Origin of the sequence: Sulfitobacter sp. OXR-159 (assembly GCF_034377145.1) — a bacterium.
Taxonomy (GTDB): domain Bacteria; phylum Pseudomonadota; class Alphaproteobacteria; order Rhodobacterales; family Rhodobacteraceae; genus Sulfitobacter.
The window spans coordinates 1,827,170-1,846,108 of record NZ_CP139707.1; the positions used below are offsets into that span (position 1 = coordinate 1,827,170).

21 protein-coding genes are annotated in these 18,939 nt (G+C 62.1%); 11 read left to right on the top strand and 10 right to left on the bottom strand.

The window, feature by feature from the left end; genetic code table 11:
* Positions 1 to 27: 27 nt before the first annotated feature.
* The 3 genes from T8A63_RS09415 to prfA form a co-directional block, all read right to left on the bottom strand.
* Complete coding sequence (locus T8A63_RS09415) at positions 28 to 657, bottom strand: DUF4167 domain-containing protein (RefSeq protein ID WP_322343612.1); 630 nt, start codon at positions 655 to 657, stop codon at positions 28 to 30.
* Positions 658 to 866: 209 nt separating this feature from the next.
* Positions 867 to 1,709: a peptide chain release factor N(5)-glutamine methyltransferase gene (gene prmC / locus T8A63_RS09420; protein ID WP_300052473.1), complete on the bottom strand. Its 843-nt coding sequence runs from the start codon at positions 1,707 to 1,709 to the stop codon at positions 867 to 869.
* Positions 1,706 to 2,761: a peptide chain release factor 1 gene (prfA, locus tag T8A63_RS09425; RefSeq protein WP_067629028.1), complete on the bottom strand. Its 1,056-nt coding sequence runs from the start codon at positions 2,759 to 2,761 to the stop codon at positions 1,706 to 1,708. The genes prmC and prfA overlap by 4 nt, the downstream gene beginning before the upstream one ends.
* A 72-nt stretch (positions 2,762 to 2,833) precedes the next feature.
* Between prfA and T8A63_RS09430 the strand changes: the two genes are divergently transcribed.
* Positions 2,834 to 3,121, top strand: a complete 288-nt coding sequence (locus T8A63_RS09430; RefSeq protein ID WP_322343613.1) for a hypothetical protein — start codon at positions 2,834 to 2,836, stop codon at positions 3,119 to 3,121.
* Here T8A63_RS09430 and T8A63_RS09435 read toward each other — a convergent pair.
* From T8A63_RS09435 to T8A63_RS09445, 3 genes are all read right to left on the bottom strand, one after another.
* Positions 3,059 to 3,484, bottom strand: a complete 426-nt coding sequence (locus T8A63_RS09435) for a DUF1499 domain-containing protein (protein WP_322343614.1) — start codon at positions 3,482 to 3,484, stop codon at positions 3,059 to 3,061. The genes T8A63_RS09430 and T8A63_RS09435 overlap by 63 nt on opposite strands.
* Before the next feature lie 105 nt (positions 3,485 to 3,589).
* Entirely contained in the window at positions 3,590 to 4,555 is a 966-nt protein-coding gene (gene speB / locus T8A63_RS09440) for an agmatinase (RefSeq protein WP_322343615.1), read from the bottom strand.
* On the bottom strand, positions 4,555 to 5,724 hold the full coding sequence (locus T8A63_RS09445) for a M20 aminoacylase family protein (RefSeq protein ID WP_067629025.1): 1,170 nt from the start codon (positions 5,722 to 5,724) through the stop codon (positions 4,555 to 4,557). Before T8A63_RS09445 ends, speB begins: the two co-directional genes overlap by 1 nt.
* Positions 5,725 to 5,788: 64 nt before the next feature.
* On the opposite strand from T8A63_RS09445, the gene mazG reads away from it, so the two are divergent.
* From mazG to T8A63_RS09465, 4 genes are all read left to right on the top strand, one after another.
* Positions 5,789 to 6,613, top strand: coding sequence for a nucleoside triphosphate pyrophosphohydrolase (mazG, locus tag T8A63_RS09450; RefSeq protein WP_322343616.1), 825 nt, complete (start codon positions 5,789 to 5,791; stop codon positions 6,611 to 6,613).
* A 77-nt stretch (positions 6,614 to 6,690) separates the two neighbouring features.
* The gene (locus T8A63_RS09455) at positions 6,691 to 7,632 is read left to right on the top strand and encodes a nucleoside hydrolase (protein ID WP_322343617.1); all 942 of its coding nucleotides are present in this window, start codon (positions 6,691 to 6,693) and stop codon (positions 7,630 to 7,632) included.
* On the top strand, positions 7,629 to 8,078 hold the full coding sequence (locus T8A63_RS09460; RefSeq protein ID WP_067629022.1) for a GNAT family N-acetyltransferase: 450 nt from the start codon (positions 7,629 to 7,631) through the stop codon (positions 8,076 to 8,078). Before T8A63_RS09455 ends, T8A63_RS09460 begins: the two co-directional genes overlap by 4 nt.
* Entirely contained in the window at positions 8,078 to 9,487 is a 1,410-nt protein-coding gene (locus T8A63_RS09465; protein WP_322343618.1) for a protein adenylyltransferase SelO, read from the top strand. Before T8A63_RS09460 ends, T8A63_RS09465 begins: the two co-directional genes overlap by 1 nt.
* Before the next feature lie 3 nt (positions 9,488 to 9,490).
* Here the strand turns inward: T8A63_RS09465 and T8A63_RS09470 are convergent, their stop codons facing one another.
* Together T8A63_RS09470 and T8A63_RS09475 are read right to left on the bottom strand one after the other, a co-directional pair.
* Positions 9,491 to 9,640, bottom strand: coding sequence for a hypothetical protein (locus T8A63_RS09470; RefSeq protein ID WP_322343619.1), 150 nt, complete (start codon positions 9,638 to 9,640; stop codon positions 9,491 to 9,493).
* 57 nt (positions 9,641 to 9,697) lie between these two features.
* The gene (locus T8A63_RS09475) at positions 9,698 to 11,011 is read right to left on the bottom strand and encodes a DEAD/DEAH box helicase (RefSeq protein WP_322343620.1); all 1,314 of its coding nucleotides are present in this window, start codon (positions 11,009 to 11,011) and stop codon (positions 9,698 to 9,700) included.
* 347 nt (positions 11,012 to 11,358) lie between these two features.
* On the opposite strand from T8A63_RS09475, the gene T8A63_RS09480 reads away from it, so the two are divergent.
* Both T8A63_RS09480 and T8A63_RS09485 read left to right on the top strand, forming a co-directional pair.
* Complete coding sequence (locus tag T8A63_RS09480; protein WP_243267554.1) at positions 11,359 to 11,778, top strand: Fur family transcriptional regulator; 420 nt, start codon at positions 11,359 to 11,361, stop codon at positions 11,776 to 11,778.
* Complete coding sequence (locus T8A63_RS09485; RefSeq protein ID WP_322343621.1) at positions 11,775 to 12,473, top strand: NYN domain-containing protein; 699 nt, start codon at positions 11,775 to 11,777, stop codon at positions 12,471 to 12,473. Before T8A63_RS09480 ends, T8A63_RS09485 begins: the two co-directional genes overlap by 4 nt.
* Positions 12,474 to 12,480: 7 nt before the next feature.
* Here the strand turns inward: T8A63_RS09485 and T8A63_RS09490 are convergent, their stop codons facing one another.
* Positions 12,481 to 13,542 carry an AbrB family transcriptional regulator gene (locus T8A63_RS09490; RefSeq protein WP_322343622.1) on the bottom strand — a complete coding sequence of 354 codons (1,062 nt, stop codon included), beginning with the start codon at positions 13,540 to 13,542 and terminating at the stop codon, positions 12,481 to 12,483.
* Positions 13,543 to 13,671: 129 nt separating this feature from the next.
* Here T8A63_RS09490 and T8A63_RS09495 point away from each other — a divergent pair, with 129 nt between their 5' ends.
* The 3 genes from T8A63_RS09495 to T8A63_RS09505 are packed head-to-tail and all read left to right on the top strand — an operon-like array spanning position 13,672 to position 16,427.
* Positions 13,672 to 14,574, top strand: coding sequence for a DMT family transporter (locus T8A63_RS09495; RefSeq protein WP_067939274.1), 903 nt, complete (start codon positions 13,672 to 13,674; stop codon positions 14,572 to 14,574).
* A 33-nt stretch (positions 14,575 to 14,607) separates the two neighbouring features.
* Entirely contained in the window at positions 14,608 to 15,885 is a 1,278-nt protein-coding gene (gene eno / locus T8A63_RS09500; RefSeq protein WP_322343623.1) for a phosphopyruvate hydratase, read from the top strand.
* Positions 15,885 to 16,427: a GNAT family N-acetyltransferase gene (locus tag T8A63_RS09505; protein WP_322343624.1), complete on the top strand. Its 543-nt coding sequence runs from the start codon at positions 15,885 to 15,887 to the stop codon at positions 16,425 to 16,427. Before eno ends, T8A63_RS09505 begins: the two co-directional genes overlap by 1 nt.
* A 6-nt stretch (positions 16,428 to 16,433) precedes the next feature.
* Here T8A63_RS09505 and T8A63_RS09510 read toward each other — a convergent pair whose 3' ends face one another.
* A complete protein-coding gene (locus T8A63_RS09510) occupies positions 16,434 to 17,561 on the bottom strand; it encodes an anhydro-N-acetylmuramic acid kinase (RefSeq protein WP_322343625.1) in 1,128 nt (375 codons plus the stop codon).
* Between the two features lie 66 nt (positions 17,562 to 17,627).
* On the opposite strand from T8A63_RS09510, the gene tyrS reads away from it, so the two are divergent.
* On the top strand, positions 17,628 to 18,878 hold the full coding sequence (gene tyrS / locus T8A63_RS09515) for a tyrosine--tRNA ligase (protein WP_067629011.1): 1,251 nt from the start codon (positions 17,628 to 17,630) through the stop codon (positions 18,876 to 18,878).
* Positions 18,879 to 18,939: the final 61 nt, after the last annotated feature.

Consider the following 18,939-nt stretch of genomic DNA (forward strand, 5'->3'; position numbering starts at 1 on the left):
AAAGCCCCGCAATTTGCGGGGCTTTTGTTATTCTGCGGCTTTGGCGGTGTCGTTACCGTCGCCATCGCTGCCATTGTCCTGCGGCTGTGCCTCTGCCGCTTTCGGCTTGGGCTTGCGACGCGGAGCGCGTTTCGGCTTGGGCTTGCTCTCGGGCGTGTCGACCAGCGTGCTCTCTTCGCTGTTCGCCTCGGCCTCGGCTTGCTGCTGAGCGGGCTCTTGCTCGGGCTGTTTCTCCGCTTTTGGCTGATCGCCTTGCGGTTGGTTTCCCTGAGACTGATTGCCCTGAGGTTGATTTCCGCCCTGCTGCGCCTCGCGCTCCTGACGCTCTGCGCGCTCGCGATCCCGCTCAGCTTGGCGCTCACGGTTCTGGCGCTCTTGCTCTTCGCGGCGCTGATCCACCTCGCGCTGCGCTTCGCTCAGCAGACGCAGATAATGCTCGGCGTGCTGTTGAAAGTTCTCGGCCGCAACACGGTCATTGCTCAACTGTGCATCGCGGGCCAGCTGGTTGTATTTCTCGATAACCTGCTGCGGCGTGCCGCGCACCTTACCCTCGGGGCCGGAGCTGTCAAAAACACGGTTGACGACATTGCCGCCGCCACCTTGCGACGAGCGTTTGCGGTTATTCTTCGACCGGGAGCGTGATCTGGGAGAATTCATGGAATGATGTCAGCCTTGTGTGCTGTGTGTCGTTCACCGGGGGGTGCAAAGCACGTCTTGAACCCGGCCTAAGCGATATGTTGGGCATAGTGCCGCGCGGGACCGCCTATGGCATCCACCGCTGCAACACCCCTGACTAACCATGCCAGACAGGCTTGGGCAAGAAGAAACTGCCGTTTGGCCTGCCAAATGGCGGATTTTTCGCGATTTCACGCCGGTTTATCGGCTGAAACGACCCTTGGCCGCCCATCCAGATCATGTGCCAGCGTCACCCGTCCCCAGCCGGCGGCGGCAAAAATTTCCTGCACCGCTTCGCCTTGTTGCCAGCCGATTTCGACCATGACCCGGCCTTGGGGCGTGAGATAGCCCTGCGCCTCGGCAGCGATAATGCGATAGATGCTCAGCCCGTCCTGCCCATCGGTCAGCGCCATCTCAGGCTCGTGCTGACGCAATTCTGGAGAGACCGCCGCCATTTCATCGGCAGCCAGATAGGGTGGGTTCGACAAGATCAGATCAAAGCGCCCATCAACGGCGCTGAACCAATCGGATTGACGGATGTCGGCCCGTTCGGCCACCCCATGCTGCACCGCATTGGCGCTGGCCTGAAGGCAAGCGGCTTCGGAAAGGTCAACGCCCAGCCCCGTCGCGCGCGCCCTCTCGGCCAGCAGGGTGACGAGGATACAACCCGACCCGGTGCCAAGGTCCAGAATGCGGGTAAAATCATTGCCGAGGGCCAGATCAATCAGGGTTTCCGTCTCAGGTCGCGGGTCAAGCACATCGCGGCTGATCGCAAAGTCGCGGCCATAGAATGCCCGCCGTCCAATGAGTTGTGAGACCGGCACCCTCACGGCCCGCAGAGCGATGAGTTGCTCAAAGCGTTCGGCCACTTCGGGGGCGATTTCCTCGGGCGCGATCAGGGTCACGCGGGCGGCATCCACGGCGGCGGCATGGGCCAACAAAAGCCGCGCATCCCGCGCCGGATCGGGCACGCCCGCCGCCCGGAGCCGCCCGGCCGCGGCGGCCATGGCTTGGGCCGCGGTCTGGGGGCTCACCCCTCCATCTCCGACAGTTGCCGCGCTTGGGCGTCGGCGGTCAGCGCATCGACGATCTCATCCAGATCGCCCTGCATCACGGCCTCAAGCCGGTACAGAGTGAGGTTGATCCGGTGATCGGTCATCCGCCCTTGGGGGAAGTTGTAGGTCCGGATGCGCTCGGACCGGTCGCCCGTGCCCACCTGCGCCGCGCGGTCGGCGGACCGTGCGCTGTCGATCCGGCTGCGCTCCATGTCATAGAGCCGCGCTTTGAGCACCTGCATTGCCTTGTCGCGGTTGCGGTGCTGGGATTTCTCGGATGAGGTCACCACGATCCCAGTTGGGATATGGGTGATGCGCACGGCGGAATCGGTGGTATTAACGTGCTGGCCGCCCGCACCCGAGGAGCGCATTGTATCGATCCGCAGGTCATTGGCGTTGATCTCGATATCCACGTCCTCGGCTTCGGGCAGCACCGCCACGGTGGCTGCCGAGGTATGAATGCGCCCGCCGCTTTCGGTCGAGGGCACGCGCTGCACGCGGTGCACGCCGCTTTCGAACTTCAGCCGGGCAAAAACGTTCTGGCCGGTGATATGGGCCACGACTTCTTTGACGCCGCCCAACTCGGTCATCTGGCTTTCGATAAGGTCAAATCCCCAGCCGCGCGCTTCGGCATAGCGCTGGTACATGCGCAGCAGATCGCCTGCGAACAAAGCGGCCTCATCGCCGCCAGTGCCGGGGCGGATCTCCAACATCGCGGGCTTCGCATCGGCGGAATCGCGCGGCAGAAGCGCCAGTTGCAACCCCTGCTCCACCTCCGGCAGACGTGCCCGCAGACGCGGCAGTTCTTCGCGGGCAAGCTCGGCCATCTCGGGGTCTTTCAGCATCAACTCGGCTTCTTCAAGGTCGCGCTGAAGCTGCTGGTAAAGATCAATTTGATCCACCACCGGCTTGAGATCGCTGTATTCCTTGGCGAGGGCTGCAAAATCGGCCCCATCGGAGCCCGCAGACATGCTGGCCTCCAGAAACTGGAAGCGTTGCGAGATTTGCGCGAGGCGGTGCATCGGGATCATGAGGTTCCTGTCGCTTATGCAAATGCTTTGGTCAAGAGGCGGCTTATGCTATCATGGGCTATGAAACGCATCATGCCGCTCACTTGCCTTGTGGCCCTGACGGCTCTGCACCCTGCCCTTGCGGATGTCAAAGCGCCGGGCGGGAAGACGATTGATTGCTATTGCACCAACAGCACCGGCGCCCGTGTGGAACTGGGTGAAACCATCTGCCTGCAGGTCGGTGGCCGCATGTTCATGGCCCAGTGCCAGATGTCGCTCAACGTGCCGATGTGGCGCGAGGTGCAGCAAGGCTGCCTGTCATCGCGCCTCAACCTGAGCGAGCCAAGCATTGACCCGCTTGGCGTTGACACCCAGATCTGACCGGCCAAAGCGAGAGCGGCCATAGACCTCAACGTAGCGCGGATTAGCGCCATAGACGCCGATGGTGGTGAAATCTGGATAGCCCATCAATTTGGTGCGGGTGACATAGGTGACCTGCCCCTCGGCCAGTGATCCGGCGACGACCTCTGTACGCGGGGTCTGCATGATGGCACGGTCAAGCTGCGCCAAGGTCTCTTGCCCGTCGCCGTCAACGGGTGCGCGCCAGATATAGCTGTTGGTGCCTTGGGTCTTACCCATCTTTTGCCCTTCGGCCTGCGCATGCCAACGCCCGGTGTCGATGGGCGCAAGGCGGACATAGGCCACCAAGGCGACGAGGGCGATCACGATGATCCAGAACAGCATTTTAAGCACCTTTCGAAGGTCGGCGATTTGAGGCGACGCAGGTGGTCGCGGTGAGGTGGGCGGCCCCCCAGCCTGAGGGCCGCCCGATGATGTTGTGGCCTTCGCTCACGCGGTTCTCATGCGGTGGCCCAGCAACGACAGAATCTCGGTTGCGACATGCGCGCCCGCGATCGCTGTGGCCCCAGTGGTGTCGAAGGGCGGAGAGACCTCAACCACGTCGCCGCCCATGATGTTGATCCCGGCCAGATCGCGCAGCATGATCGAGGTCTGCGCCGAGGTCAGCCCGCCCCAGACCGGTGTGCCGGTGCCGGGGGCAAAGGCCGGATCAAGCGCGTCAATGTCGAAGGTCAGATAACAAGGCCGATCGCCGAGGATTTCCTTGATCTTGGCCACGGTCGCCTGCGGCCCTTTCTCATGCACCTCACGTGCGTCAATGATGTTGACGCCCATTGTGTCCTCATTGGTGGTGCGGATGCCGACCTGCACGCTGGTCGACGGGTCGACGATGCCGGACTTCACAGCCTTGTAGAACATTGTCCCGTGATCGATCCGGTCCATGTCGTCATCAGCCCATGTATCCGTGTGAGCGTCGAACTGTAACAGGCTGATTGGCCCGTATTTTTCGGCATAGGCCTTGAGGATCGGGAAGGAGATATAGTGATCCCCGCCCAGCACGACCGAGGCCGCACCGGCATCCAGAATGGTCTTGATATGCGCGGTGAGTGCCGCCGGAAACTGGCTGACATGGCCATAGTCGAAAGCCAGATCGCCATAGTCCGCGATGACGAATTCGCTCAGCACGTCAAAGTCCCAGCCATAGGGCGCGTCGGGCGCTTGCAGCGCGCTTGCCTCGCGGATGGCGCGGGGGCCAAGGCGGGTGCCGGGGCGGTTGGTGACGGCCTGATCAAAAGGCACGCCGGTTACCGCGATGTCCACACCGGTCAGATCCTTGGTGTATTTACGTCGCAGGAAAGAGGTCGCCCCGCCAAAGGTCAACTCATAGCTCGGCCCTTTGAGGTCCTCGCGGGTAAAGGCCATATCCATCTGTTTGGCCGCGTCTTCCAGTGCCATTACTTGCCTCCTGCTGGCTGTGCCCGCTCAACGATACGGGCGAAAAAGGATGCGCCGAGCGGCGCGATCTCGTCGTTGAAGTCGTATTCCGGATGGTGCAGCCCCGCGCCCTTACCGGTCCCGAGAAACAGATAGGCACCGGGGCGTTTTTCAAGCATAAAGCTGAAATCTTCCGCGCCCATTTCGCGGCCATAGTCGCCATGCACGCGGTCCGCGCCCACCACTTCGCTTGCCGCCGCGATGGCGGTTTCGGTCTTGGCGGGATCGTTGACCGTGGCGGGATAGCCGACCTCATAGACAAGCTCGGCTGAAACGTCATAGCTTGCCGCCTGCCCGTCCACGATTTGCTGCATGCGGCGCATCACCATCTCCTGCACCTCGCGGTCAAAGGTGCGCACGGTTCCGTTGATATAGGCGGTCTCTGGAATGATGTTATCGGCGCTGCCGGTGTGGATTTGCGTGACCGAGACCACCAAATCCTGCGAGGCGAGATGATTGCGGCTGACGATGGTCTGGATCGCCGTGGCGATGCCGCAGGCCGCCACCACAGGATCGCGGGTGTCATGGGGCATCGCGCCATGGCCGCCTTTGCCCTTTATGTGAATGTGAAACTCGTCCACCGCTGCCATGAACGGCCCCGGGGTGGTGAAAAACGCACCTTCGTCCAACCCGGGCATGTTGTGGATGCCGTAGACCTGCGCGATGTCGAACCGCTCCATGATGCCTTCGTCGACCATAATACCAGCGCCGCCGCTGGCCTCCTCAGCAGGTTGAAAGATCAGCGCCACTCGGCCCAAGAAATTGCGTGTTTCGGCCAAATAACGCGCGGCCCCCAGCAACATCGTGGTATGCCCGTCATGTCCGCAGGCGTGCATTTTGCCCATGCGGGTGCTAGCGTAGTCCTTGCCCGTCGCTTCATGTATGGGCAGGGCATCCATATCGGCGCGCAGGCCGATCGTCGGCCCTGCGCCCTGCCCGTTGACGATGGCAACCAGACCGGTTGTCGCGATGCCTTCGTGCAGTTCATCGACGCCAAATTCCCGCAGCCGTTCGGCGACAAAGGCCGCCGTCTCATGACATTCCAGATCCAACTCAGGGATGCTATGCAAATGGCGCCGCCACGCTGTCATATCCTCCGCAAAGGCATTGATGCGGTTTACCACGGGCATGGGCTGGACTCCTTGGGGTTGGTTTGGTCAGGGTGCATCTGACACCAGACATACGGGGCCTGCAATGCCGGACAACACAAAAGCCGATCTCATTCACGATTCCGATGCTGGCATTGAACGGCTGCTTGAAATCATGCGCCGCCTGCGTGATCCCGACACCGGCTGCCCCTGGGATATCGAACAGGATTTCGACAGCATCGCCCCCTACACCATTGAAGAGGCTTATGAAGTTGCCGATGCCATTGCCCGTCGCGATTGGGCGGAACTTGAGGGCGAACTGGGCGATCTGCTGCTGCAATCGGTCTATCACACGGCCATGGGCGAAGAAGCGGGGCATTTCTCCTTTCAATCTGTGGTGCGCAACATCAGCGATAAGATGGTGGCGCGCCACCCGCATGTCTTTGGCGACGAATCTCGCGACAAAAGTGCCGAACAGCAGACCGCCGACTGGGAAAAGATCAAAGCCGCAGAGCGCGCTGGCAAAGCACAGGGTGGCACGCTGGACGGGGTGGCGATTGGCTTGCCTGCTCTGTTGCGCGCAATGAAGCTGCAAAAACGTGCAGCGCGGGTCGGCTTTGATTGGCCCGAGACGACACAGGTGCTGGACAAAATCACCGAAGAGGCCGCCGAATTGGTCGAGGCGAAGGACCAGCTCAGCCAAGCCGAGGTTGAGGAGGAATACGGCGATCTTCTCTTTGTCATGGCCAATCTGGGCCGCCACCTTGGGCTCGACCCCGAAGCCGCTCTGCGCGCCGCCAATGCCAAATTCACCCGGCGTTTCGAGGGCATTGAGGCCCGGCTCGCGGCCATGGGCAAAACCCCGCAAGACAGTGATCTAGCCGAGATGGATGCGCTTTGGGATGCGGTGAAACTGGCGGAACGCGGCTAATCGCCGGGCCTGCGGCTGGACAAAGACATGAGCCTCCGGCAAGGCTCTGCCCCAAGCAATTTGACGAAAGTAAGCCCATGACCCCGCGCAAAATCATTATCGATACCGACCCCGGACAGGACGACGCCGTCGCGATCCTCCTTGCGCTGGCCAGCCCCGAAGAGATCGACGTTCTGGGCATCACCTGTGTTGCGGGCAACGTGCCGCTGGAACTGACCTCGAAAAACGCGCGCATCGTCTGCGAATTGGCGGGGCACCGGGATGTAAAGGTCCTTGCCGGTTGCGACCGCCCGCTGGGCCGTGACTTGGTGACGGCAGAACATGTGCACGGCAAGACCGGCCTTGATGGCCCCGACCTGCCCGACCCCACCATGCCGCTGGCCGAGGGGCATGGCGTCGATTTCATCATCGAACAGCTCCGCGCCCATCCCGCAGGCAGCGTGACCCTCTGCCCCTTGGGCCCGCTCACCAATATCGCAACCGCCCTGCAAAAGGCGCCCGATATCGCCGAAAAGGTGCAAGAGATCGTGCTGATGGGCGGCGGCTATTTCGAAGGGGGTAACATCACCCCCACGGCAGAGTTCAACATTTACGTTGACCCGCATGCTGCTGATATCGTGTTTAAATCTGGAATTCCCATCGTCGTGATGCCGCTTGACGTGACTCACAAGGCACTGGTCACCAAACCACGCAACGATGCCTTCCGCGCGATTGGCACGCCGGTGGGCGTCGCCGTGGCCGAAATGACCGATTTCTTCGAGCGGTTCGACAAGGAAAAATACGGCTCCGAAGGCGCGCCGCTGCACGACCCCTGTGTGACCGCCTATTTGATCAACCCCGACCTTTTCAAAGGCCGCCATATCAACGTCGAGATCGAGACCCAGTCAGAGCTGACCATGGGCATGACCGTGGCCGACTGGTGGGGCGTGACCGACCGTGCGCCCAACGCACTTTTCGTAGGCGACCTTGACGCCGACGGGTTCTTTGCCCTGCTTACCGAAAGGCTGGCCCGTCTATGAGCGCACATCTCACCCTCGGCGCGCCTGAGCATCTTGATAAATTAGTCGGGCTGGTCACGGCCTTTCACGCCGAAGCGGGCATTGAGATGACCGATGAGCAGCGCCGCAACGGATTGGCGCCGCTGCTGGAGGGGATCCCCCATGGGGCCGCCTATCTGATCGGCCCGCCCCGCGCGCCGATTGGCTATGTGGTGATCTGTTTCGGCTGGTCGGTTGAATTCGGCGGGCTGGACGCCATCATTGATGAAATCTACGTCCGTCCCGGCGTGCGGGGGCGCGGTATCGCCTCGGAAGCGCTGATCGCTTTGCCACGGGCGCTTGCCGCGGGCGGGTTGCGCGCCATTCATCTTGAGGTGGACCGCACCAATAAAGCGGCGCTCAAAGTCTATACCCGTGCGGGCTTCCGCCCCCGCGAGGATTACATGCTTATGTCTCGGAAACTGTGATGCGTATTCCCTTTGATAACAGCTATGCCACCCTGCCCGACGGGTTCTTTACCCGGCTCGACCCGACGCCGGTAAAAGAGCCCAAGCTCTTGGCATGGAACGACGATCTGGCGGCGTCGCTCGGAATCGAAGGCGGCGATGCAAAGACCCGCGCCCAGGTTTTCGGCGGCAATGCGGTGCCCGCAGGGGCGGCCCCCTTGGCGCAGCTTTACGCCGGGCATCAGTTCGGCAACTTCAACCCGCAGCTTGGCGATGGCCGTGCAATCCTGCTGGGTGAGGTCATCGACAGCGAGGGCAAGCGCCGTGACATTCAGCTCAAAGGTTCCGGGCCGACTCCCTATTCCCGTATGGGCGATGGCCGCGCTTGGGTTGGGCCGGTGCTGCGCGAATACCTGATCAGCGAGGCGATGCATGCGCTCGGCGTGCCGACCACCCGTGCCCTCGCCGCCGTTGCCACCGGGGAGCCGATCCTGCGCGAAAGCGGGCCCCTGCCCGGCGCCATTGTCACCCGCGTCGCCGCAAGCCATCTGCGCGTCGGCACCTTTCAAGTCTTCGCCCATCGCGGAGAGACGGAGGCGCTCAAAACCCTCACCGACTATGCCATTGCGCGGCATTATCCCGATGCCGAGGGTCCGCTTGACCTTCTGCGCACGGTCTGTGCCGCGCAGGCGGAACTGGTGGCGCAATGGATGTCCTTCGGCTTTATCCACGGTGTTATGAACACCGACAATTGCAGCATCTCGGGCGAGACGATCGACTATGGCCCCTGCGCCTTTATGGATGCGTTTCATCAGGGCCGTGTGTTCAGTTCCATCGACCGGCAGGGCCGATATGCCTACGGCAATCAACCGCAGATCGTTGTGTGGAACATGGCGCAACTGGCGACCTCGCTTTTACAGCAGATGGACGACAAAGAGACTGCCGTCGAAGACGCGACTGAAATCGTGCATGACATGCCCGAGTTGGTCGAAGCCGCATGGCTGCGGCGTTTTGCGGCCAAACTCGGAATTTCCAATCCTCGACCCGAGGATGTGGATCTGATCAACGAACTGCTGAGCCTGATGCAAACGGACGGCTCGGATTTCACCAACACGTTCCGCGCCCTTGGGACCGATCAAGCGCGTGATCACTTCACCGACCGCGATGCCTTTGACACATGGGCCGAAAACTGGCGCAGCCGGATCAAGGATGAGCCGGACCCGCAGGCGGTCATGCAGGCGGCGAACCCCGCCGTGATCCCGCGCAACCACCGGATTGAGCAGATGATCGAAGCCGCCGTTGCGGGCGACATGGCCCCGTTCGAGCGGTTGATGACAGCGCTGGCGACGCCCTTTGAAGAGACCGATCCCGAGCTTCAGCGCCCGCCGACCGAAGATGAGATCGTCCCGGCGACCTTCTGCGGCACCTGAAGCCTAGCGCACTCGGGGTTTGCGGTTGATCAGGTGGATCCCTGTCGCCACCAGCAGCAGGGCGAACCAAACGGTGAGCCCGATGTCTTGCGACAGGATCAGCCAGCCTAAAAGCACCGCTAAGACCGCAGCCACGCGGGTCGGATAAGTCAATGGGGCGCTGTGGTTGTCACAGCACGCCATTGGGTCGTTCAACTTCTAAGTGTCGGCTTAGGCTGCCTGCTGGCCGCCCGGCTTCCCGCCGCCGCCACCGCCACCGCGCCGACGGCGACGACCACCGCTTGGCTTGCCAGCGCCTTCGCCGCCACCACCACCGGGACGCCCACCGCCGCCACCGGGACGGCCACCGCGCCCACGGCCACGGCCTTTGGGTTTGGACGGCTCATCAATCACTTCCCAAGGACGGCCCGAAGCCACCGGGATCGAAATCCCCATAGTCTTCTGGATTGCCTTCAACTCGCCCATCTCATCCGGTGCGCAGAAGGCCACGGCAGCGCCGTCTTTGCCCGCCCGCGCGGTCCGGCCAATGCGGTGCACATAGTTGTCGGGCACGTTCGGCAGGTCGAAGTTATAGACGTGTTTCACATCCGGAATGTCCAAACCCCGCGCCGCCACATCAGTGGCCACCAGCACAGTGATGTCGCCATTTTTAAAACCCGCAATTGCGCGGTCACGCTGGCCTTGGCTTTTGTTGCCGTGGATCGAGGCGGCGTCGAAACCGGCTTTGACCAACGTCTTCATCAGCTTTTCCGAACCGTGCTTGGTGCGGCCAAAGACCAACGCGCGCTCGCCTTTGTGCTTGGCCAAAAGCTCTTTCAGCAGTTCGGTCTTTTCAGCCTTGGCGATGAAGTGAACCTCTTGCGTCACCTTGTCCGCCGCCTTGCCCGGAGGTGAGACTTCGATGCGGATCGGGCTGCTGAGATAGCTGTTGGCGATCTCATTCATCAGCTTGGGCATGGTCGCCGAGAACAGCATCGTCTGACGCTCTTTTGGGATCAGGTTCGAGATCTTGCGCAGGTCATGGATGAACCCCATGTCGAGCATCTGGTCGGCCTCATCCAGCACGAGGAAGGTCGTCGTGTCGAGCTTCACCGCGCGGCGGTCCAGCAGGTCCAGCAGACGGCCCGGCGTGGCGATCAAGAGATCGACACCGCGCTCCAGACGCTTGATCTGGGTGTTTATCGACTGACCGCCGACAACCATCGCCACTTTGATCGGCGTGCCTTCGGCATAGCCGCGCAGGTTCACGGCGATCTGTTGGGCCAGCTCGCGTGTCGGGGCCAAGACAAGCCCGCGCACGGAGCGTGGCGCGGGACGGCCTTCAAGCTCCATCATCTGTGCGATAAGCGGCACACCAAAGGCCGCCGTCTTGCCGGTGCCGGTTTGGGCAAGGCCCATCACGTCGCGGCCATTCATGGCTTGGGGGATTGCTTGGCGTTGGATCGGGGTTGGATCTTTCAGGCCCATTTCATTCAACCGGGCCACCAAGTTCTTTGGCAGGCCCATCATGTCAAAATCGCTCATTCGTTCACTTTCCGGCACGCAGAGCGCGCGCCATCCTTAGTCGCCGCGCCCAGTTCAGGCGCCACGGGGTCGCGCAAGCCAGATCGCGGGCGCAGGCCACATGCCTCACACCCGTCTGTCGCGCTTGGCCCCACGCGTGATTTTGGGAACATCGGCGGGCCTTGTAGTCAGCGTCCCAGAGGCCCCTTATGGGACTTGGCGCTGATACTGCTCACGCGGCAGAAGGCTTCGCTTGACCCCCACATGGGCGGTGCGCGGGCAAAAGTCAACCGGCAGGGTTCAATTGCGGTGGCGTCTGGCCGCGCTAGAATGTTAGGAACGTGGTCCGACGGACGAAGGGCGAAACGATGCGCAACCCGATCATCAAACGGTGCGAGGCCATGGGCCTGCGCATGACAGGTCAACGCCGGGTCATCGCGCAGGTGATTCACGACAGCGACGACCACCCCGATGCCGAGGAATTGCTGGCCCGCGCCACTGAGATCGACAGCGGCATCTCTATCGCCACGGTTTACCGCACGGTGAAACTGTTCGAAGAGGCAGGCATCCTCGAAAAGTTAGAATTCGGCGATGGCCGGGCGCGCTATGAAGATGCGCAGCGCGAACATCACGACCACCTGATCGACGTGAATTCCGGCGAGGTGATTGAGTTCGTCGACGCAGAAATCGAAGAGCTTCAGGAACGTATCGCGCGTAAATTGGGTTACAAACTGCAGGGGCACCGGATGGAACTTTACGGTGTGCCAATCAAGAAGGATGACCCATGACCGACCGTGACCGCCCGCTTCTGGCCGTGTTGATCGACGCCGACAATGTCCCGGCCAAACATGCCGCGGCCATCATGCGGGAGGTCACAACCATCGGAGAGCCCGCCCTGCGCCGCGTCTATGGCGATTGGTCGAATGACCACCTCAAAGGATGGAAGGCGCCGATCCGCGAGTTGGGCTTGGTGGCCCATCAGGAAACCGCCAACACCAAGGGCAAGAACGCCAGCGACATAGGACTGGTCATTCAGGCGATGGACATCCTGCACAGCCGCCGGTTCGATATCATCGTGATCGTCTCATCCGACAGTGACTTCACCGCGCTGGTGAACCGCCTGCGCGAGGATGGGGTGACGGTGATCGGCATCGGTGAAAAGAAGACCCACGATTCGCTGCGCAACGTCTACAACCGCTTCATCTTGATCGAAAACCTCGACGGAGCAGAGCCGGACACAACGTCCCGCGCCAGCGCCAAAGTGGCCGACGCCCTGCCCCTGTTCAAAGCCGCGATGGATAAGATCGACACTGAGGACGATTGGTACAATCTCGGCCAGATCGGCCAGACGATACAGGCTGCGCATCCGGATTTTGACAGCCGGACATACGGCCATGGCAAACTGAGCGCCTTGGCCGCCGACCTCAAAGCCTTGGAAACGCGCAAAGATGGCAACCGGCTCATGGTTCGCTTAGAAAGCTAGGGCGGGGTCATTCGGCGGCGCGCTGTTCTTGCTTCGCCACGCGCGACAGCATGGCGGGCAACAGCACGCTCAGCACCACCAGCCGCATGATGTGGCAGGCGGCGACAAACCCCGGCACCACGGCCAGCACCGCGCCAAGCGCGATCATCGTCTCAAGCCCACCGGGCGCGAATGCCACCAACACATGGCCCAGCGGCATGCCAAGCGCCCAAGCCACAGGCACAGCACCCAGCCCCGCCAGCCCGACGGCCACGCCGGTAATCGCCAGCCCCGCGCCAAGGCCGCTGGCAAACCGTGCGGGCGTGATGCCAGAAAACCGCGTGCCGATCAGGCAGCCCAGCACCAGATAGGCCATAAGGGTCAGCCAACCCGGCAGCACCCCGGTCTCCAACTTGGTCAGATGCGCGATGGCAGAGACCACCATCGCCCCCATCAAAAGTGGTGCGGGCACCGAAAGCCGGGCAAAGATCAGCCCTACAACCACGGCCGCAAAGATCATCACGAAGATTGAGAGCACCTCCATCCCCGCGCCCACCGGAGCGATATTGCCGGTCATATCGACGCCCATCAGCAAAGCGGCAAAAGGCACGGCGATGGTTAGTGCCAAAAGGCGAACCGACTGGGTGATCGAAATGCGCGGCACGTCAGAGCCTCCGTCGCTGGCAATCGCCATGACGAAACTCAGATGCCCCGGAGCCGAGGCCAGAAGCGCGGAACGCGCATCGAAACCGAAATACCGCGCCAGCATCCAGCGGCAGACAGCCATAATTCCCCAGATCACCCCCGTCATAAACACAAAGGCCAGCGGCCAGCGCACCATGGCATTGACCGCATCTTGGTTAAATCCCGCGCCGACTGCGATGCCCAAAACCACGAAACAAGCATCCCGCAGCCGCGGATCGACTGCCGTGCGCAGACCGGCCAGCCCCAGACCACTCACCGCGATCACCGGCCCCAGCAGCATATAGACAGGCGCGTTGAGCCACCAAAACAGCAGCGCGCCAAGACCCCCTGTGGCAAGGGTCAGCAGGGTGTCACGCGGGGCAAGGGAAAGGCTGGGCCATCTCATGCATGATGGCTAGCACCCTGCCGCAGCGGGCGCCAGAGCCACACGCATGACGCGCATTTTGGGCTCTTGCCCTTTCATCGCAAAAGGTTCATGGGCGATTGGCAATATCCGGTGTGAAAGGGCGATAACATGGACAATCTGCGCGGCGCGATGCTGATGGTGCTGGCCATGGCCGGTTTCGCCATTGAGGATATGTTCGTCAAACTGACGAGCGATGCCCTCCCCGTGGGGCAGATCATCGCGCTGTTGGGCGCGGGCGGCGGGGCGATCTTTGCCGTGATCCTGCGCATTCAGGGGCGGCGGTTGTTCTCTGCGGATATGCTCACCGGGCCGATCCTGCTGCGCGCTGTGGGTGAGGTGCTGGGCACCCTGTGTTTCGTGACCGCCATCGTGCTGACGCCGCTTTCCTCGGCCTCTGCTATTTTGCAGGCGACCCCGCTGGCCGTGACCCTTGGTGCGGCGCTGTTTCTGGGAGAACCCGTCGGCTGGCGCCGTTGGAGCGCGATTGTCGTGGGTTTCCTCGGCGTGCTGCTGATCGTCCGCCCGGGGTTAGAGGGGTTCAACGCGCTGTCGCTCTTTGCCGTGGCAGGTGTCATCGGCCTTGCGCTGCGCGATCTGGCGACCCGTAAAGTCCCCAAAAGCATCAGTTCCATGCAGCTTAGCTTTCTTGCCTTTATCGTGCTGGTTCCGGCAGGGCTGATCCTGATGCTGGCTGCTGGCACCCCCGCCGCCATGCCCGGCGGGGCCGAGGTGGTCTATCTTGCCGCCGCGATGGTGATCGGTGTGATGGCCTATTACGCCATCGTGGCCGCCATGCGCGTGGGCGAAGTCAGCTTCGTCACGCCCTTTCGTTACATGCGGATGCTATTCGCGTTGGTCGCGGGGATCGTGGTCTTTGACGAATCCCCCGACACGCTGACGCTGGTGGGGGCCGCGATCATCATCGCCTCGGGGGTCTATACCCTGCTGCGCGAACGCAAAATCACCCCCCGGCCCCGCCGCGGTCTTTCCAAGCCGGGCCTGCCGGGGTAAACCGCTGCAAACCCGAACATGAGGACAAAGCCCATGAGCACGATCATCGACATCCACGCCCGCGAAATCCTCGACAGCCGGGGCAACCCGACGGTCGAAGTCGACGTTATCCTCGAAGACGGCACAATGGGCCGCGCCGCGGTTCCTTCCGGTGCATCTACTGGCGCCTATGAAGCGAATGAGCGCCGCGATGGCGACAAGTCTCGCTACATGGGAAAAGGTGTGTTGGAAGCCTGTGCCGCCGTGAATGGCGAGATCGCGGAAGCGCTGGTGGGCATTGATGCGACCGAGCAGGTCGAGATCGACGAGATGATGATCGAACTCGACGGGACCGAGAACAAATCCCGCTTGGGCGCGAATGCGATTCTGGGCGTGTCGATGGCCGCCGCCAAGGCCGCCGCAGACTACTGCGCGCAGCCGCTTTACCGCTACATCGGCGGCACCACCGCCCGCGTTCTCCCCGTGCCGATGATGAACATCATCAACGGTGGCGAACATGCCGACAACCCGATCGACATTCAGGAATTCATGATCATGCCGGTCGCCGCGGAGAACATCCGCGAAGCCGTGCGCATGGGCGCCGAAGTCTTTCACACGCTGAAAAAAGAACTCTCCGCCGCGGGTCTGTCGACCGGGATTGGCGACGAAGGTGGCTTTGCCCCCAACATCAGCTCGTCGCGCGACGCGCTTGATTTCATCCTGAAGTCGATCGAAAAAGCGGGCTACAAGCCCGGCGAAGACATGTACCTTGCCCTCGATTGCGCGGCGACGGAATATTACAAAGACGGCAAATATGTCCTCTCCGGTGAGGGCAAGACCCTGTCGAGCGAAGAGAACGCCGACTATCTGGCGGCCCTTGTGAACGACTATCCGATCATCTCCATCGAAGACGGCATGGCCGAAGACGATTGGGACGGCTGGAAGGCACTGACAGATGTCTTGGGCGGCAAGGTGCAATTGGTGGGCGATGATCTCTTCGTCACCAATCCCGCGCGTCTGTCCGACGGCATCAAACGCGGCTGCGCCAACTCCATGCTGGTGAAGGTCAACCAGATCGGCACGCTGACCGAGACGCTCAAGGCTGTCGATATCGCGCATCGCGCGGGGTACACCAACGTCATGTCCCACCGCTCGGGCGAGACCGAGGATGCCACGATTGCCGACCTCGCCGTGGCGACAAACTGCGGTCAGATCAAAACCGGCTCGCTGGCGCGTTCCGACAGACTGGCCAAGTACAATCAGTTGATCCGTATCGAGGAAATGCTGGGCGAGACCGCGCAATACGCGGGCCGCTCGATCCTGCGCGGCTGATGTCTGAGATCGCCATTCGTCCTGTCACCACCGCTGCGGATCTCGCGGCGGTGGTTGAACTTTGCTGGGCCTACCGTGACTTTCTGTACAACTTCGCCCCGACCGAGCGGCGGATTGTCGAGACCTTCTATCCCCACGACAAATACAGCGCTCTGATGGCCCGTCTGGCCGATGAACACGCCCGCCCGCGCGGCATCATTCTGTTGGCCGAGCGGGACGGCATCCCTCTGGGCTGCGGCATGTCCCATGCGCTGAGCGATACCGAGAGCGAGATCAAGCGCGTCTTCGTGACGGATGCCGCCCGTGGCACCGGCGCGGGCCGCGCGATCTGTCAAAGGCTGATCGATCAGGCGCGGGAGGATGGGTTTGAGAAGGTCTATCTCGACACCTCTATCGCCTTTGCCCCTGCCCGCGCGCTTTATAGTTCATTGGGATTCATTGAGCGCGGTGCCTACCAACCGATGCCCGAGTTCACGCGCGACGCGATCTGCTTTTTTGAGCTGCCGCTGACCGACATCCCGTCAAGCGCCGGGTCTGCATGAACGCGGCTATACCCGGCTGACAGTACCGCCACCCACAGCGGCCCGCACACCAGTTGTGCCGGGGCATGAGGTCGGCAGGCCACGCGCCACGCGCACGGCCAAATAGGCAAAGGCCTGTGCCTCCAGCATATCGCCATCCAGCCCGATGTCCTCCACCGGAGCGACAGGGCAATCAAGGCTCACGTCCAACATGCGCATCAGAACCGGGTTATGCCGCCCGCCGCCGGTCACATAGACCCGCTCGGGCGGGGCTGGGCAGTGCTGCATCGCCTCGGCCACGCCAGCGGCGCACATGGCGGTCAGGGTGGCACAGGCATCGGCGTCTGACAGTTCACCGACCAAGGCGACCATTTCCGCGAAATCATTCCGGTCGAGCGATTTGGGCGGCATGCGTGCAAAGTATGGCTCGGCGAGGAAGAGCTCCAACGCGCCATGTTCCACCCTGCCCCGCGCGGCCAGTTTGCCGCCTTCGTCGAAGTCTTGGCCAAGGCGGGCCTGCATCAAATCGTTGATCGGCGCATTTGCCGGGCCGGTATCGAAAGCCAGCAGCGCGCCTTCTTCCTCTGGGCGTGCGATGCGCGGATCGACCCAAGTGAGGTTGCCCACGCCGCCAAGGTTCAAGAAAGCCACCGGGCCCTCCCGCCCCGCAAAACGGGCGCAGGCATGGTGAAAGAACGGGGCCAAAGGCGCGCCCTCTCCGCCCAGTTCCACATCGGCGCTGCGGAAATCCCAGACGACGGGCAAGTTGATGGTGCGCGCCAATAGCGCCCCGTCGCCCACTTGCAGCGTGCCCTGCATCCGTGGCGCATGGGCAAGGGTCTGGCCGTGGAAACCGACAAGCTCAACGCCGGGCTCATCTTTCAACAGATCATCCAACAGCGCCAGATGCGCGGCCTCAACCGCTTGGGCTGCCGCCTCAACCTCGGCCCCGTGCCATTTGCCGAATCCGGCGGCAATCAACCGACGCTCCTCAGCCGCATAGCTGCGATAGGCGCTGTGGCCAAAGCTGGTGATGTCCTGCCCATCGGTGCGCAAAATAGCCGCGTCCACCCCATCCAAAGAGGTGCCCGACATCATTCCCAATGCCGTTACCACACCGGTTCCGACATGTTGCCTGTGCATGGCCCTATTCATGGCCTTTTCCTTTGCCGCTCGTGCGCATATAGATTGCCCCGCAATACAGTTTTGAGGCAAGTCACCATGACATACCATCCCAAATCGGAGTTCATCCACACGATGATGCAGCGCGGCTTTCTGGCCGATTGCACCGATTATCAGGGGTTGGATGAAGCCCTGCTGAAAGGCGCCGCCCCTGCCTATGTGGGCTATGACGCCACGGCCAAATCGCTGCACGTGGGGCATCTGGTCAATATCATGATGCTGCGGTGGTTGCAGAAATGCGGCGGCAAGCCGATCACCCTGATGGGCGGCGGCACGACAAAGGTGGGCGATCCGTCCTTCCGGTCGGATGAACGCCCCCTGCTCACGCCAGAGGCGATTGACGACAATATCGAAGGCATCCGTCAGGTCTTTGCCCAATACCTCGATTACGGCGAGGGCGAGACAGGTGCCCTGATGCTGAACAACGCCGAGTGGCTGGATGAGTTGAACTACCTCGATTTCCTGCGCGACATCGGGCGGCACTTCTCAATCAACCGGATGCTCAGCTTTGAAAGCGTAAAATCGCGTCTGGACCGCGAGCAATCGCTGTCGTTCCTTGAGTTCAACTACATGATTCTCCAAGCCTATGACTTTATGGAGCTTCACCGTCGCTACGGTTGTATCCTGCAGATGGGCGGCAGCGACCAATGGGGCAACATCGTCAACGGCATCGACCTCACCCGACGCGTGATCGACGGCGAAGTTTACGGCCTGACCTCGCCCCTCTTGACCACCAGCGACGGCAAGAAGATGGGCAAATCTGCGGGCGGCGCGGTCTGGCTGAACGGCGATATGCTTTCGCCTTATGAGTTCTGGCAGTTCTGGCGCAATTGCACCGACGCCGATGTGGGCCGTTTCCTCAAACTCTACACCGAGCTGCCGGTCGATGAATGCGACCGTCTGGGGGCGCTCGCCGGGTCCGAGATCAACGAGGCGAAGGTGCGTTTGGCCAATGAGGTCACTGGCCTGCTGCACGGCGAAGAAGCGGCGCGGAACGCCGAAGCCACTGCGCGTGAAGTCTTTGAAAAAGGCGGCGTGGGCGGCGATCTGCCCACCCTGACCCTCTCGGCGGCGGATGTGGGCGATGGCGTCTCTATCGTGCAACTGCTGGTGAAATCGGGCCTTGCTGGGTCCGGCAAAGAGGCCAAGCGCCTGATTGCCGAGAACGGCGCGCGGATCGATGACCAGCCGCTGACCGATGCGGGCATGATGCTGGATGCGAGCGCGCTGTCCTCTCCAATCAAGCTGAGCGCGGGCAAGAAACGCCACGCGCTGGTGCAGGTCGGCTGATTGCCAAAGGGGGGAAGGCAACGGCCTTCCCCGCCCCCCGCCGCAACGGCATCGCTTGCAT